Below are 14,571 nucleotides of genomic sequence, written 5' to 3'. Positions count from 1 at the left end.
TTGTCGCTGAGCGGCCTTCGTCAGTACGCGGAGCCGGACGCCCCCAGCGACCCCGTCGGGTGCCAGACCGTCTTCGTCTCCAGGAACGCGGTGAGGCGGTGCGTGCCCGGGTCGGCCGTCCAGTCGTCCACAGGCTGTGGACGGAGTACGCGCTTCAGGTTGTCGGCCGCGGCGACCTCAAGGTCCTTGGCGAGCACCTCGTCCGCGCCGCACAGATCAAGGGCGTTGACGTCCTGGTGCGCGGCGAGCGGGGCCGCGATCTCCGCCGTACGGCCCGACAGGATGTTCAACACGCCGCCCGGCAGGTCCGACGTGGCGAGGACCTCGCCGAGGGAGAGCGCGGGCAGCGGCGCCGCCTCGCTCGCGATCACGACCGCCGTGTTGCCGGTGGCGATCACCGGGGCGATCACCGAGACCAGGCCGAGGAACGACGAGCCCTGCGGGGCGACGACGGTGACCACGCCCGTCGGCTCCGGCGAGGACAGGTTGAAGTACGGCCCGGCGACCGGGTTGGCGCCGCCGGCGATCTGCGCGATCTTGTCGGTCCAGCCCGCGTACCAGACCCAGCGGTCGATCGCGGCGTCCACCTGCGCGGCGGCCTTGGACTTCGACAGGCCCTCGGCGTCCGCGACTTCACGGACGAACTGCTCGCGGCGGCCCTCCAGCATCTCCGCGACGCGGTACAGGATCTGGCCGCGCAGATAGGCCGTCTTCCCGGCCCAGCCGCCGAAGGCCTTGCGGGCGGCGACGACCGCGTCCCGCGCGTCCTTCCGGGACGACTGCGGGGCGTTGGCCAGCCACTCACCCTTGCGTGAGGTCACTTCGTACACCCGGCCGCTCTCGGATCGCGGGAACTTCCCGCCCACGTACAGCTTGTAGGTCTTGAAGACACTGAGGCGTGCGTCAGACATCGAGGTAACCCTCCAGGCCGTGGCGGCCGCCCTCGCGGCCGAAGCCCGACTCCTTGTAGCCGCCGAAGGGCGAGGTCGGGTCGAACTTGTTGAACGTGTTGGCCCAGACGACCCCGGCGCGCAGCCGGTCCGCGACCGCGAGGATCCGCGAGCCCTTCTCGGTCCAGATGCCCGCCGACAGGCCGTACGCCGAGTTGTTGGCCTTCGCGACGGCCTCCTCGGGCGTACGGAACGTCAGCACCGAGAGGACCGGGCCGAAGATCTCGTCCCGCGCGACGGTGTGCGCCTGCGTGACGTTGGTGAACAGCGTGGGCGCGAACCAGTAGCCGGACGAGGGGAGTTCGCAGGGCGCGGACCAGCGCTCGGCGCCCTCCGCCTCGCCGGTCTCGACGAGCGAGGTGATCCGGGCGAGCTGCTCGGAGGAGTTGATCGCGCCGATGTCCGTGTTCTTGTCGAGCGGGTCACCGAGGCGCAGCGTGGAGAGCCGCCGCTTCAGGCTGTCGAGCAGTTCGTCCTGGATCGACTCCTGTACGAGCAGCCGGGAGCCGGCGCAGCAGACCTGCCCCTGGTTGAAGAAGATCCCGGAGACGATGCCCTCGACGGCCTGGTCGATGGGGGCGTCGTCGAAGACGATGTTGGCGCCCTTGCCGCCCAGCTCGAGCGTGACCTTCTTGTCCGTGCCCGCGACGGTCCGGGCGATCTCCTTGCCGACGGCCGTGGAACCGGTGAACGCCACCTTGTCCACGCCCTCGTGCGCGACGATCGCCGCGCCCGTGTCCCCGTACCCCGGAAGGATGTTGACGACGCCCTTCGGCAGCCCGGCCTGGCGGCAGATGTCCGCGAAGAACAGGGCGGAGAGCGGGGTGGTCTCGGCGGGCTTGAGGACGACCGTGTTACCGGTGGCGAGGGCCGGGGCGATCTTCCAGGCCAGCATCAGCAGCGGGAAGTTCCACGGGATGACCTGCCCGGCGACACCGAGCGGCCGCGGATTCGCCCCGTACCCCGCATGATCGAGCTTGTCGGCCCAGCCGGCGTAGTAGAAGAAGTGCGCGGCGACCAGGGGGAGGTCCGCGTCCCGGGTCTCCTTGATCGGCTTGCCGTTGTCCAGGGTTTCGAGGACGGCGAGCTCGCGGGAGCGCTCCTGGATGATCCGGGCGATCCGGAACAGGTACTTGGCCCGCTCGGCACCCGGCAGGGCGGACCACTTCTCGAAGGCCTTGCGCGCGGCCTTCACGGCCCGGTCCACGTCCTCGGCCCCGGCCTGGGCGACCTCGGAGAGCACCTCTTCGGTCGCGGGCGAGACGGTCTTGAAGACCTTGCCGTCCGCGGCGTCGGTGAACTCGCCGTCGATGAACAGGCCGTACGACGGGGCGATGTCGACGACGGAACGCGACTCGGGGGCCGGTGCGTACTCAAACACAGATGTCTGCTTGTCCATGGTCATGGGTCTCAGTCCACCGTCACGTAGTCGGGACCGGAGTAGCGGCCGGTGGCCAGCTTCTGCCGCTGCATCAGCAGATCGTTCAGCAGGCTGGAGGCGCCGAACCGGAACCAGTGGTTATCGAGCCAGTCGGGCCCGGCCGTCTCGTTCACGAGCACCAGGAACTTCACGGCGTCCTTGGACGTCCGGATCCCGCCTGCGGGCTTCACCCCGATCTGTACCCCGGTCTGCTGCTTGAAGTCGCGCACGGCCTCCAGCATCAGCAGCGTGTTGGCAGGCGTGGCGTTGACGCCGACCTTGCCGGTCGAGGTCTTGATGAAGTCGGCCCCGGCCATCATGCCGAGCCAGGAGGCGCGCCGGATGTTGTCGTACGTCGACAGCTCGCCGGTCTCGAAGATCACCTTGAGCCGGGCCCGCTCGCCGCAGGCCTCCCTCACGGCGCGGATCTCCTCGTACACCTTCAGGTACTTGCCCGCGAGGAAGGCGCCGCGGTCGATGACCATGTCGATCTCGTCGGCCCCCGCGGAGACGGCGTCCTGGACGTCGGCGAGCTTCACGGCGAGCGCGGCACGCCCGGCCGGGAAGGCGGTGGCGACGGACGCCACCTTCACTCCCGACCCGGCTACGGCCTCCTTCGCGGTCGCAACCATGTCCGGATACACGCACACGGCGGCGGTCCGCGGAGTCGTACGGTCGGTCGGATCCGGGTGGACGGCCTTCGCGCCGAGCGCCCGGACCTTGCCCGGGGTGTCGGCGCCCTCCAGGGTCGTCAGGTCGATCATCGAGATGGCCAGGTCGATGGCGTACGCCTTGGCCGTCGTCTTGATGGAACGCGTCCCGAGCGCGGCGGCGCGCGCCTCGAGTCCGACCGCGTCCACGCCGGGCAGCCCGTGCAGGAAGCGGCGCAGCGCACTGTCGGACGCGGTGGCGTCGGCGAAAGCAGGTGCAGTGGTGGGCATGGTCACCAGGCGAGCATATCTACGCGCGTAGCGGCTTGTACAGGGGTGGGGTGGGATCGTGGGGTGAGATCGGCCGACCCGGATTCGCGAGTGGCCGAGCCCGGATGCCCGAGTGGCCGGGACCCGTCTCTTGTGGGCCCTGGCCACTCGCGCATCCGTCTGGCTCCCGCCCTCAGCCGATCAGCAACAGCACCACGAGCAGCAGCGCCCCCGCGGCACTCGGCGCGAGGATCTCGTACGCCCAGCGCACGGCGGGTTCACCCTGCGCCCCCGGCGCTCCCGCGTGCCGCTCGGCGAGCTCGCGCAGGTCGTCGAGGGCCTGGTCGGCGGGGGCGCGGGTGCTGCCGGCGTCGCGCCCGGACAGGACGGTGGACGTACGGCCGTGCGGATCGTCCACGGCGGCCCGCACCTGCCGCCGCGCGGCCTTCTTGCGCGCCCGCAGCGAGACGGGAATCGCCCACAGCTGGTACTTGCTGCCGTCCTTCGCGAACACCTCGCTCGAATACCCGGCCCGCAGCCCCTCGACAGCGCCCCAGGGCAGCGTGATCGTCCGGAACGGGTTCCGCACCCGCAGCCGCACTTGGTTCGCGAACACGGCGGGCCGCACGGTGTACGCGACGACCAACGGCACGAGAAACAGCAGCCCGGCCAACGCCAGCCACGGCGTCCGCCCGGTCCCCCGAACGAGCGCGTCCGCACCGAGCCAGGCACAGAGCCCGAGCAGGAGGACGCCGCCGGCGATGGCGCCGGGGGAACGGTGGGTTCGGTCGGCGTATTCGGGGGCGGCGTCCGCGGGCGCCGACTCCGCTTCGGAGCGCGGCTTGCGCTTCGGATCTGGCTGCGGCTCTGGCTTCGGATCGGGCTGCGGATCGGGCTGCGGATCGGGAGTGGGGTCCGGGCTCGTCATGGGGGTGATTGTTACGCAGTGGGGGGTGAGAGTGGCACTGGGGCTGGGCGACGATGTACCGACGGGCGGCTGACGCGCCGGCCCACGCCGCACGGCCGCGACCGCGCTGTGCCGATGCGGCATCCGGGGAGTCATCGGTGCGGGGGAGAGGGCGAGCAGCGTGGACGGTGTCGACATACCCATTGAGGAACGGTTCCAGGTGCTTCGACAGATCGCCTGGCAGCTTCCGCAGTTCTCGGAGACGAGACTTGCCGAATGGGGCTGCTCGCAACGGGAGTTGACGCTTCTTCTCGGTGTGTTCGGGCACGCCGGGGCGCAGCGGGGTTCGGCTGCGGGCGGCGTCGGGTTCGACGAGATCCCACCGCACCAACGGTCGCTCTGGGCCGCCCTCTTCCGGGGAGTCCTCGTCTCCCTCAGCCCGCGCGAACTGTTCTTGCGTACGGGCTACGCGCTGGACGAGTTGGAGGCGGCGATCGAGTCGTGGACCGGCGGGTGACGGTGGACGTGGGGATGGCGCCGGCAGGGTCGTACCGTCGCCGTTCGATCCAGGGCATGCCGTGCACCTGGGCAGCCGGATGTGTGCGAGGGCTCGAGGGAGGGGCCACGAGTACGTCCTCGTCTGCGGGCGCAAGGGCGCCGACCGTGAGTCGCGGACGGCAGAGGTGGATGCGACGGGCGAGGCACTCGCCCAGGAGATCCGTCGGCGTCGACGAGGAATGGCGGCTGATCGCGCTGCCCGACTTTTCCGGCGCGCTGCTCGTCACGGACCAGGGTTTCGCCTTGATCGCAGGTACGGATGATTTCCTCGGCGTAGCGTCCGTGAGGGAGCGGATCAGGCAGTCGTCGACTTCCGGCGCTGCGCGAGACGGATCGGGCGATATCCGCACTGATCGAGGCGGCGGACGCATTCCGCTCACGCCAGGTGGCCTGGGCGTCGCCTTGCCAGCTCCACCCGGAATCGGCCACGGCGCGGCAACTCTCCCTCATGGAAGCGTTCACGGCCTCCGAGACGGGTGCCAGGAATTTCGTATGCGCAAGAATCAGAGGTGACGAACCGTGGAGTAGTCAGCGATGCGGAAATCGGCATTAATGGAGGGTCGTGGACCAGGGTGTAGTGAGGGGCCTTGTGCGCTCCGCTTTCGAGTCAGGAATATGTCCGCAGGCTGCCTTTGATTCGGTCTCCGGGGATTTTTCGTACGAGATGGGCGACGTTTCGCGTGTCACGTTGCAGCGCATTTATGAACGACGCTTGAGGAGGTCTCCTGGCCGTTCCGTCCTCCATGAGCAGACTTCTGAATTGTTGGAATTTATCGAAGGGTACTCCGAAGATCCCTTGTCGATGCTGAGCGTACGTCCCGAGGTTGGGGGATTTCAGCTGTTCCTTGCGGATGCTCGCAAGAGCAGAATCGTTTTCTGGATGGCTATGTTCGCGCGGTAGTCGATTCAATTCTGTGAGGATTTGATCTAGGTGAGGGTTGGCGGACGAATGCTCGATTCGTCCGCCGCTATTGAGGCAGGCGGCTGAAGCGCTCCCAAGGCCCCGAGTTCACGTCAAAATCCATGCCGAAGCCGATCCACTTCCCCGTCATGCGGCGGCCGGTTGGTTCGATGAGCATTTGAGCCGGAGCTTCGGATGCGTTGGGGGAGGGTCGCGTGTGGCGCAGCTATGAGGAAGTTGAACAACATGGCCATCGGCCCCAGGGCGGTGGCCGCGGAATCGGCGAGGGTTCGGGCTTAAATGAGGCGCGAGTGAAGTCTGGGGTCTTGAACGTGAATTTTGCTGACGGGTCAGTTCTTCGGGTTGCCGCTGACGATGAATTCGAGGCGTGGCAGCTTTCTGCGTCCGCAGGACACAAAATCGTCTCGGTTCCAGGCGGTGGTTTAGCTGTGTGGCGCCGGTGACCGACGGGACCTTCGGGCCTTTGGCCGCAGCGAGTTCGACGTACCGAATACCGGGTTCAGGTGAGGCGATGACGGCAGGTTGGTCCGCTGGGCGGGTTGGTGTGGTCGGACGGATCGTCGCCGGGGACGAGCTCGGGAAGTTCGTCAGGGTGGACGCACTTCCGGGGGAGCCGCCGAGCTACCTCGTTCTGCTGGCGTACGACCGGGAGTTCAGGCGCGGGTGCGGGGATTACTGGGTCGAGGACCTCGCTTCCGTGGGCCAGTTCTTCGCCGAGGGCGAGTGGGCCGTGGAGTGGCTGTCGTCCGGCTCGTTCAAGGCGCTCTAGCCTCGATCTTTGGTCGTACGTCGCCACGCGTCTGAGCACCATGCCCTGGACTGGTCCTGGCCTCCAGCGGGCCACCCCCTTGACCTTGACTGGTGGCGCCACACGAATCGCTGCACGGCCAGTCCCTCGTCGCCGTACGCTCGCACCATGAGTGCCGACATGGGCAAGCGGCTTCAGGGTGTGCGCAAGCGGCGGGGGCTCACGCAGCGTGAACTTGCCTCCGTGTCTGGGGTATCCGTCTCCTTGATTCGCAAGCTGGAGCAGGGGGAGAGGGCGGATACGCGTCTCGAGACGGCACGGCGGTTGGCCGTGGCGTTGCGTGTCCCGACCACGAGTTTGGTGAGCCCCGCAGCGGGGGCCGACCAAGACGCGGAACCTGATGGTGACGATCAGTGGGCTCCCGTCCGGCAGGCGCTCGTCCGCCCCCTGGGCAGTGCCGACATGAGCGAAGCACCCACCGTTGCCGGGATGCGTGACCTGATCGACGCGGCCCTGCCGCTCTTCTCCGGAGACCGGTTCCGGGAGTTGAGCCTGATCCTGCCCGCCATGATCCGCGATGCGGATCTGATCGCCGAGACGGGCGGGCCGGCCGGACGGGGCGTGCGCGTACGGCTGATGCAGCTCACGGGATGGCTGCTGACACAGACCCGGCAGTTCGGTGCTGCGGACACCGCCCTCGATCGGTCGCTCCACGACGCATCCGACCACCTTCAAATCGCCGCTACGGCCAATACGCGGTGCTGGTTGCTGTTGCGACAGGGGCGTTTGGGCGAGGCACGCGAGTTGGCCGTTCGCTGGGCGGACCAGGTGGAGCCGCGCATCTCCCGTGCCACGCCTGCCGAGTTGAGCGCCTGGGGCTGGCTGCTGCTGCGGGCCTCTGCCGCGGCGGTGCGGGACAACCGGCCGGGGGAGGCGGAGGACACCCTGCGGTACGCGAACTCGGCAGCCGTCGCCATGGGGCGGGAGTTCGCACCCGGTGATGACTTCCTCAGGGCGTTCGGGCCCGTCACGGTCGCGCTCAAGCGAGCCGAGAACGCCATGGTGGTGGACCGCCCGGACCTGGTGCTCAAGCTCTCCGCCCGCATCCCCACGTCCGGAATGCGCGCGACGTCCAACAACCGCAACCGCCATCTGCTCGACGTCGCTGAGGCGCACACGCGGGCGCGGGACTACGCGAAAGCGATCGACGTCCTCCAGGAGATCCGGGCCTCTGCGCCCGAGTGGCTCTCGAACCAGCGCTACGCCCGCGACATCTTCGGCCGGATCATTGCCCGGCGGCGCACACTGACCCCGGACATGCGAATCCTCGCGGACGCCATAGGGGTGCCGATGTGACCCGGAGACTTCGGGTGGCACTTCTGCCTGATGTCACGTCAAAGTGCCATTGAGAGTGCGGCGTTGAGCTCCGTAGCGTCACACGCATGACCAAACCGCACGGAGTGCACATCGCACGGCTGCTGCCATGGACTGGCTCTGACGGGAAGCCGTGCTTCCTGCTGACCGACGGGGACGGCTACCTCACGCGCGTCGCGGACAACATGGAGTCAGTCCAACTCGGAATGGCCGGTGAACTCCTCGACCACATCGACGACTTACTCGCAGACCTGAGGGCAACGCCAGATCAACTCCGCTACGGCCTGGCACGGATGAGCGAGTCCCTGCGCGACGTGAAGCGCATCGCGGACAGCAGGGGCGCACGACTGACCGGCACCTGCAGCTGACGTTTGAAGGCGCTGCTGGAAGTGCCCCCTCAAGGCGCACTAGGCCAAACCAAAACCATGTACCCCCCGCAATAAGCCGCCGCCACCGCAACCCCCACCACCCAAGCCACGGCATGCCGTAGCGATGCGCGGGCCAAGAGCACGGCCAGGGGCAGCAGCAGTGGGAAGCTCGGGAGGAGGAAGCGGGCTCGGGAGAAGTAGACGCCTCCGCTGCTGAGCACGATGGCCAGGAGCAGGCCCGTGAAGACGAGGAGCACCAGGGGCTGGTGGTCCAGCACGCACCGTACGAAGAGGAGCGCCGACGCGACGAGCACCAACGACACCAGGATCAGGAACAGTTCGGGTGTCGAGTCGTCGATGAAGTGGTCGTCCAGTCTGCGCAACGTGTACGCGCCGCCGTCCACATGGTTGTGCCACAGCTCCTGGACCGCGAAGTAGCCGTCCCAGCGGCCGAGTCGGAGGCCGACCCAGCCGACGTACGACAACCAGCCCAGCGGGGCCAGCAAGCCACCCGCCACCGTCCGCCACGAGAAGCCCCGTCGCAGAGCCAAAAGCGCCCCCAACGAAACCGCCGCCGCCAGCGCCACCCCCGCCGGACGCGTCAGCCCCGCCAACGACGCCAGCGTGCCCGCCCACACCCAGCGGCCCGTCAAGGACGCGTAGAGCGACCACGCCGCGAAGGCCGTGAACAGGGACTCCGTGTAGCCCATCCACTGGACCAGGCCGACCGGCAGCCCGCCCCACAGCAGCGCCAGGCACACCCCACCCTGCGGCCGTGCAGCCGCGCGCCCACCGCGAAGATGCCCCAGGCCGCGGAGAACGACCCCACCACCGCCACCAGCAGGCCCACGCCGGCGGACGAACCGGGAAGCACCCACGCCAGCACCCGTACCACCAGCGGGTACAGCGGGAAGAACGCCAGGTTGTTCGCGTCGTACACCGTGCCCAGCTCCCGCGCGTAGCCGTTCTCCGCGATGCCCAGGTACCAGGACGAGTCCCAGGAGGTCGCCAGGATCGGCCAGAGGCCCTGGCCTTCCCGGTGGGCCCAGAGGGAGACGACGAGGAGGCAGAAGAGGCGTACGCAGGCGTAGCCGTAGAGCGCGGGGGCCGCGTGGCGCAGGGCGCGGACGATGCGGTGGGGGAGGTCCGCGCGGGGTGGGGGCGTGCCCTGGGGGCGGGGACGGGGGCGCCGGGAGGTGGGGAGGGCGCGGCGGACGGCCTCGGTGGGGGCGGACACGGGCGGGCAGCCCCTGGGGCCGGTCGGGCGCAGACCGGTCCACCTTCCTTGCGGGCCCCACCCCTCCCGCCCCGCTGCGTCAAGTGCCCTGCGGGAATCACCCGTTCAGGTGGTCCCAACGTACGAAGAGGGGCGGCGGTGACCGTCCAGGTCACCGCCGCCCCTCAAGGCCGGAACGCTACCGGCTCAGATACCCGCCGCCGCAGCCAGATCCCGCTTCAGCGCCGCAAGCAGCTCCGCCGCCTTCGCCCGTGCCGCCGGCAGACCGTCCGAAGGGGCCACCGGTACGACAGCCTCCAAGTAGCACTTCAGCTTCGGCTCCGTGCCGCTGGGCCGGACGATGACCCGGGCGCCGTCGAGCGTGTAGCGGAGCCCGTCCGTCGGGGGCAGCGAGGCCGTTCCCCGCGTCAGGTCCTCCGCCAGCGTCACCGGCAGGCCCGCCAGCTCCGTCGGCGGCTGCTCGCGCAGCCGCCGCATCGCCGCCGCGATGATCGACAGGTCCTCGACCCGCACCGACAGCTGGTCCGTCGCGTGCACGCCGTGCTCGATCGCCAGGTCGTCGAGGAGGTCGAGCAGCGTACGGCCCTGCTCCTTCAGCTCCGAGGCCAGCTCGGTGACGAGGAGCGCGGCCGTGATGCCGTCCTTGTCGCGCACGCCCTCCGGGTCGACGCAGTAGCCGAGCGCCTCCTCGTAGCCGTACCGCAGGCCGTCCACGCGGGCGATCCACTTGAAGCCGGTGAGGGTTTCCTCGTACGCCAGACCCGCCGCCGAAGCGATCCGGCCAAGGAGGGACGACGAGACGATCGACTCCGCGAAGGTCCCGGTCACACCCCGCTTGACCAGGTGCGCGGCAAGCAGCGCGCCCACTTCGTCGCCGCGCAGCATGCGCCAGTCACCCGCCGAGGAGTCGTGCACCGCCACCGCGCAGCGGTCCGCGTCCGGGTCGTTGGCGATGACCAGGTCCGGCTCGGAGTCCCGGGCCGCCGCGAAGGACAGGTCCATCGCGCCCGGCTCCTCCGGGTTCGGGAAGGCCACCGTCGGGAAGTCCGGGTCCGGCTCGGCCTGTTCGGCCACGACCACCGGCTCGGGGAACCCGGCCCGCGCGAACGCGGCGAGCAGGGTCTCCTTGCCGACGCCGTGCATGGGCGTGTAGACGGTACGGGCCGTACGCGGGGAGCCGGGGGCCAGCACCGCGTCCGTCCGCGACAAGTACGCCTCGAGCACCTCCTCGCCCAGCGTCTCCCAGCCTTCCGACGGGCGCGGTACGTCGGCGAGGGCGCCCACCGCGTCGATCTCGGCGGCGATGTCCGCGTCCGCCGGGGGCACGATCTGCGTGCCGTCGCCCAGATACACCTTGTAGCCGTTGTCGCGCGGCGGGTTGTGCGAGGCCGTGACCTCGACGCCCGCGACCGCGCCCAGGTGCCGTATGGCGAAGGCCAGGACGGGGGTGGGCAGCGGGCGGGGGAGCACCGCCGCGCGCAGCCCGGCGCCCGTCATCACGGCCGCCGTGTCCCGCGCGAAGTCCGCCGACTTGTACCGCGCGTCGTACCCGATGACCACGAGCCCGCCCGCCTTGCCCTGCGCGCGCAGGTACGCGGCCAGGCCCGCGGCCGCGCGGATGACGACGGAGCGGTTCATCCGCATCGGGCCCGCGCCCAGCTCGCCGCGCAGCCCGGCGGTGCCGAACTGGAGGGTGCCGGAGAACCGGTCCGCCAGCTCCTCGTGCGCCCCGGCGTCGATGAGCTTGGCCAGCTCCTCGCGGGTCTCGGGGTCGGGGTCCTCGGCCAGCCAGGCCCTGGCCCGGGTGATCAGCGCCTCGTGTGCGTCTGCCTGCACGTCTGCCTCAGCTTCTCGTCGTACGTCGTACGGGTCGGATCGCTCGGAACTGTCGCTCGGAACCGTCGCTCGGAACTGTCGCTCAGATCCGGCCGAGGACCTGCGTGAGCAGGGCGCCCATGCGGGCTGCGGAGTCGCGGCCGGCCTGGAGGACCTCCTCGTGGTTGAGGGGCTCGCCGGACAGGCCCGCGGCCAGGTTGGTGACCAGGGAGATGCCGAGCACCTCGGCGCCCGCCTCGCGGGCCGCGATGGCCTCCAGGACCGTGGACATGCCGACCAGGTCGGCGCCGAGGACACCGGCCATGCGGACCTCGGCCGGGGTCTCGTAGTGCGGGCCGGGGAACTGCGCGTACACGCCCTCCTCCAGGCTCGCGTCGACCTCCTTGCACAGGGCGCGCAGGCGCGGCGAGTACAGGTCGGTCAGGTCGACGAAGTTGGCGCCGACGATCGGCGACGTCGCCGTCAGGTTCAGGTGGTCGCTGATCAGGACCGGCTGGCCGGGGCGCATGCCCGCGCGCAGGCCGCCGCAGCCGTTGGTCAGGACGACGGTCTTGCAGCCCGCGGCCACGGCCGTACGCACCCCGTGCGCGACGGCGGCGACGCCGCGGCCCTCGTAGTAGTGGGTGCGGCCGAGGAAGACCAGGGCGCGCTTGTCACCGATCTTGTACGACCGGATCTTGCCGCCGTGGCCCTCGACGGCGGGCGGCGGGAAGCCGGGCAGTTCGGTGACGGGGAACTCGGCCTCGGGCGTGCCGAGCGCGTCCACGGCGGGGGCCCAGCCCGACCCCATCACGAGGGCGACGTCATGGGTCTCTGCGCCGGTGATCTCACGCAGCCGCGCGGCGGCGGCGTCTGCGGCGGCGTACGGGTCGGTGGGGGTTACGGAAGCGTTCACGCGGTCGAGGGTAGCCGTTGTCGTTCCACGCGCGTAGATGCTGCCGTCGACAGTGTCGCGATCGTTGCCTTGTACGTTCCGCCAAGCTCGCGGGGGGGGCGGGGGCGGAGCCCCCGGAGGGTGACCAGCTACCGGCCTCAGCAGGGCCGCTTCCGCAAAGACATCACGTAATCGTGCGGCGCCCCCGCCGACTCCGCCGCGTCGGCGAGTTCGCCGAGGTAGCGGGCCGAGGGCAGGCCGCCCTCGTAGCCGTTCAGGACGTACACCCAGGCGGGCATCTCGCCCTCCAGGGTCTCCACGCGGATCCGCATCCTGCGGTAGATGTCCAGGCCGACGCCCTCCCAGCGGTCCATGGACTCCTCGTCCATGGGCGCGATGTCGTAGAGCGCGACGAAGACCTGGGAGCGCGGGGCCTCCACGATCGTGGCGAGCGCGCCTTCCCAGCCCATGTGCTCCCCGCCGAACGTCAGCCGCCAGCCGTTGAGCCAGCCAGTGGCGCGCAGCGGCGAGTACGGGGCGCGGCGGGACATGAGCCGCGCGTCGAGATTGCCGGCGTACGCGGCGTAGAGCGACATGGGACCGAGGGTACGACAGTGACCGCCGCAGGTCGTGCGGTCTCATGAGCCCGTCGTACCCCACTGGAGGGCCCCGGGGCGAAGCAACTTGAAGCGTGCGGGACAATGGAGTACGTACTGCATCTGCCCGGGGGCGACCCCGGGACCCCCGGCCGGAACGCGGTGGGCGGGCCGGAAACGAGAGCGCGAGGCGTAAATCCCTTGACCCGGATCGTGATCATCGGCGGCGGACCCGGCGGATACGAGGCGGCCCTGGTGGGCGCCCAACTCGGCGCGGAGGTGACCGTCGTCGACTGCGACGGTCTGGGCGGGGCGTCGGTGCTCACCGACTGCGTGCCGTCCAAGACCCTCATCGCGACGGCCGAGGTGATGACCACCTTCGACTCCTCGTACGAAGAGCTGGGCATCATCGTCGAGGACGACACGCCGCACATCGACCAGGCCGCCCGCGTCGTCGGCGTGGACCTGGGCAAGGTCAACCGACGGGTGAAGCGGCTCGCGCTCGCCCAGTCGCACGACATCACCGCGTCCGTGACCCGCGCGGGCGCCCGCGTCGTACGCGGCCGCGGCCGGCTCGAGGGCCAGCAGGACATGGACGGCTCCCGCAAGGTCGTCGTGACCGCGGCGGACGGCAGCGAGGAGACCCTCGTCGCCGATGCCGTGCTCATCGCGACCGGCGGGCACCCGCGCGAGATCCCCGACGCCCTGCCCGACGGCGAGCGCATCCTCAACTGGACGCAGGTGTACGACCTGGACGAGCTTCCCGAGGAGCTCATCGTGGTCGGCTCGGGTGTCACGGGTGCCGAGTTCGCCGGTGCCTACCAGGCGCTCGGCTCCAAGGTCACGCTGGTCTCCTCCCGTGACCGCGTGCTGCCCGGCGAGGACCCGGACGCCGCCGCCGTCCTGGAGGACGTGTTCCGGCGCCGCGGCATGAACGTCATGGCCCGCTCGCGCGCCGCCTCCGCCAAGCGCGTCGGCGACCGCGTCGAGGTCACGCTCGCCGACGGCCGCGTCATCACCGGTACGCACTGCCTGATGGCGGTCGGCGCGATCCCGAACAGCAGCGGCATGGGCCTGGAGGAGGCCGGGGTCCGCGTGAAGGACTCGGGCCACATCTGGACCGACAAGGTGTCCCGCACCTCCGCCCCCGGTGTGTACGCGGCCGGTGACGTGACCGGTGTCTTCGCGCTCGCGTCGGTCGCCGCCATGCAGGGCCGGATCGCGATGTACCACTTCCTGGGCGACGCGGTGACGCCGCTGAACCTGAAGACCGTCTCGGCGAACATCTTCACCGACCCGGAGATCGCCACCGTCGGCTACAGCCAGTCCGACGTGGACGAGGGCAAGATCGATGCCCGCATGGTGAAGCTGCCGCTGCTTCGCAACCCGCGCGCCAAGATGCAGGGCATCCGGGACGGCTTCGTGAAGATCTTCTGCCGCCCCGGCACCGGCATCGTCGTCGGCGGCGTGGTCGTCTCGCCGCGCGCTTCGGAACTGATCCACCCCATCTCGATCGCGGTCGACAACAACTTGACGGTGGAACAGATCGCGAATGCGTTCACCGTCTACCCCTCGCTGTCCGGCTCGATCGCCGAGGTTGCCCGCCAGCTGCACACGCGCAAGACGGCGGGCGAGGCCTGACAGCCCGTAAAACCCCTGCTCCGAGGGCGAGTTGAGCCCTCGTACGACGTCATTGGCCCAGTCACCCGGACTATGCCGGGGGACTGGGCCTGCGTATACCACTTCGCGTCGGACCATGCGAACAACTTCTGTTATTCGGCGCAAACTGCTGAAAGCAGACGGTCGTTGGGGTTACTGTCAGTTTCGTGTTCGCTGCAGAACGTCGCCAATTGATCCTCGA

General features: G+C 69.8%; 15 protein-coding genes. 6 read left to right on the top strand and 9 right to left on the bottom strand.

The annotated features are described in order from the left end of the window. Positions 1-20 precede the first annotated feature (20 nt). The 4 genes from RCO28_RS16950 to RCO28_RS16935 all read right to left on the bottom strand — a co-directional run bounded on the left by RCO28_RS16950 (position 21) and on the right by RCO28_RS16935 (position 4,218). Positions 21-911, bottom strand: coding sequence for an aldehyde dehydrogenase family protein (locus tag RCO28_RS16950; protein ID WP_308941977.1), 891 nt, complete (start codon positions 909-911; stop codon positions 21-23). After that, entirely contained in the window at positions 904-2,355 is a 1,452-nt protein-coding gene (locus RCO28_RS16945) for an aldehyde dehydrogenase family protein (protein WP_308941976.1), read from the bottom strand. The genes RCO28_RS16950 and RCO28_RS16945 overlap by 8 nt, the downstream gene beginning before the upstream one ends. A gap of 5 nt (positions 2,356-2,360) precedes the next feature. Next, the gene (deoC, locus tag RCO28_RS16940; RefSeq protein WP_308941975.1) at positions 2,361-3,311 is read right to left on the bottom strand and encodes a deoxyribose-phosphate aldolase; all 951 of its coding nucleotides are present in this window, start codon (positions 3,309-3,311) and stop codon (positions 2,361-2,363) included. A 172-nt stretch (positions 3,312-3,483) separates the two neighbouring features. Continuing rightward, positions 3,484-4,218 (bottom strand): PH domain-containing protein, encoded by a 735-nt coding sequence (locus tag RCO28_RS16935; RefSeq protein WP_308941974.1) that lies wholly within the window; start codon positions 4,216-4,218, stop codon positions 3,484-3,486. Positions 4,219-4,417: 199 nt separating this feature from the next. On the opposite strand from RCO28_RS16935, the gene RCO28_RS16930 reads away from it, so the two are divergent. From RCO28_RS16930 to RCO28_RS16915, 5 genes are all read left to right on the top strand, one after another. Then, a complete protein-coding gene (locus tag RCO28_RS16930; protein ID WP_308941973.1) occupies positions 4,418-4,714 on the top strand; it encodes a hypothetical protein in 297 nt (98 codons plus the stop codon). 1,157 nt (positions 4,715-5,871) lie between these two features. Then, complete coding sequence (locus tag RCO28_RS39365) at positions 5,872-6,120, top strand: DUF6188 family protein (protein ID WP_374991180.1); 249 nt, start codon at positions 5,872-5,874, stop codon at positions 6,118-6,120. A gap of 68 nt (positions 6,121-6,188) precedes the next feature. After that, on the top strand, positions 6,189-6,446 hold the full coding sequence (locus tag RCO28_RS16925) for a hypothetical protein (RefSeq protein WP_308941972.1): 258 nt from the start codon (positions 6,189-6,191) through the stop codon (positions 6,444-6,446). A gap of 147 nt (positions 6,447-6,593) precedes the next feature. Continuing rightward, positions 6,594-7,781 (top strand): helix-turn-helix transcriptional regulator, encoded by a 1,188-nt coding sequence (locus RCO28_RS16920; protein WP_308941971.1) that lies wholly within the window; start codon positions 6,594-6,596, stop codon positions 7,779-7,781. Positions 7,782-7,867: 86 nt separating this feature from the next. After that, on the top strand, positions 7,868-8,167 hold the full coding sequence (locus RCO28_RS16915) for a hypothetical protein (RefSeq protein WP_308941970.1): 300 nt from the start codon (positions 7,868-7,870) through the stop codon (positions 8,165-8,167). A gap of 29 nt (positions 8,168-8,196) precedes the next feature. Here RCO28_RS16915 and RCO28_RS16910 read toward each other — a convergent pair whose 3' ends face one another. The 5 genes from RCO28_RS16910 to RCO28_RS16890 form a co-directional block, all read right to left on the bottom strand. Beyond that, positions 8,197-8,877 carry a hypothetical protein gene (locus tag RCO28_RS16910; protein WP_308941969.1) on the bottom strand — a complete coding sequence of 227 codons (681 nt, stop codon included), beginning with the start codon at positions 8,875-8,877 and terminating at the stop codon, positions 8,197-8,199. Then, positions 8,817-9,404 carry a hypothetical protein gene (locus RCO28_RS16905; RefSeq protein ID WP_308941968.1) on the bottom strand — a complete coding sequence of 196 codons (588 nt, stop codon included), beginning with the start codon at positions 9,402-9,404 and terminating at the stop codon, positions 8,817-8,819. Before RCO28_RS16905 ends, RCO28_RS16910 begins: the two co-directional genes overlap by 61 nt. A 186-nt stretch (positions 9,405-9,590) precedes the next feature. Continuing rightward, complete coding sequence (locus RCO28_RS16900; protein ID WP_308941967.1) at positions 9,591-11,240, bottom strand: phospho-sugar mutase; 1,650 nt, start codon at positions 11,238-11,240, stop codon at positions 9,591-9,593. A gap of 82 nt (positions 11,241-11,322) precedes the next feature. Beyond that, positions 11,323-12,135 (bottom strand): purine-nucleoside phosphorylase, encoded by an 813-nt coding sequence (locus RCO28_RS16895; RefSeq protein WP_308941966.1) that lies wholly within the window; start codon positions 12,133-12,135, stop codon positions 11,323-11,325. Between the two features lie 137 nt (positions 12,136-12,272). Next, positions 12,273-12,710, bottom strand: a complete 438-nt coding sequence (locus RCO28_RS16890) for a gamma-glutamylcyclotransferase (protein ID WP_161699145.1) — start codon at positions 12,708-12,710, stop codon at positions 12,273-12,275. 201 nt (positions 12,711-12,911) lie between these two features. Between RCO28_RS16890 and RCO28_RS16885 the strand changes: the two genes are divergently transcribed. Next, positions 12,912-14,351, top strand: coding sequence for an NAD(P)H-quinone dehydrogenase (locus RCO28_RS16885; RefSeq protein WP_308941965.1), 1,440 nt, complete (start codon positions 12,912-12,914; stop codon positions 14,349-14,351). Positions 14,352-14,571: the final 220 nt, after the last annotated feature.

The sequence above is a fragment of the Streptomyces sp. LHD-70 genome (assembly GCF_031157275.1).
Classification (GTDB): domain Bacteria; phylum Actinomycetota; class Actinomycetes; order Streptomycetales; family Streptomycetaceae; genus Streptomyces.
This window is presented reverse-complemented; position numbering and strand designations above follow the sequence as displayed.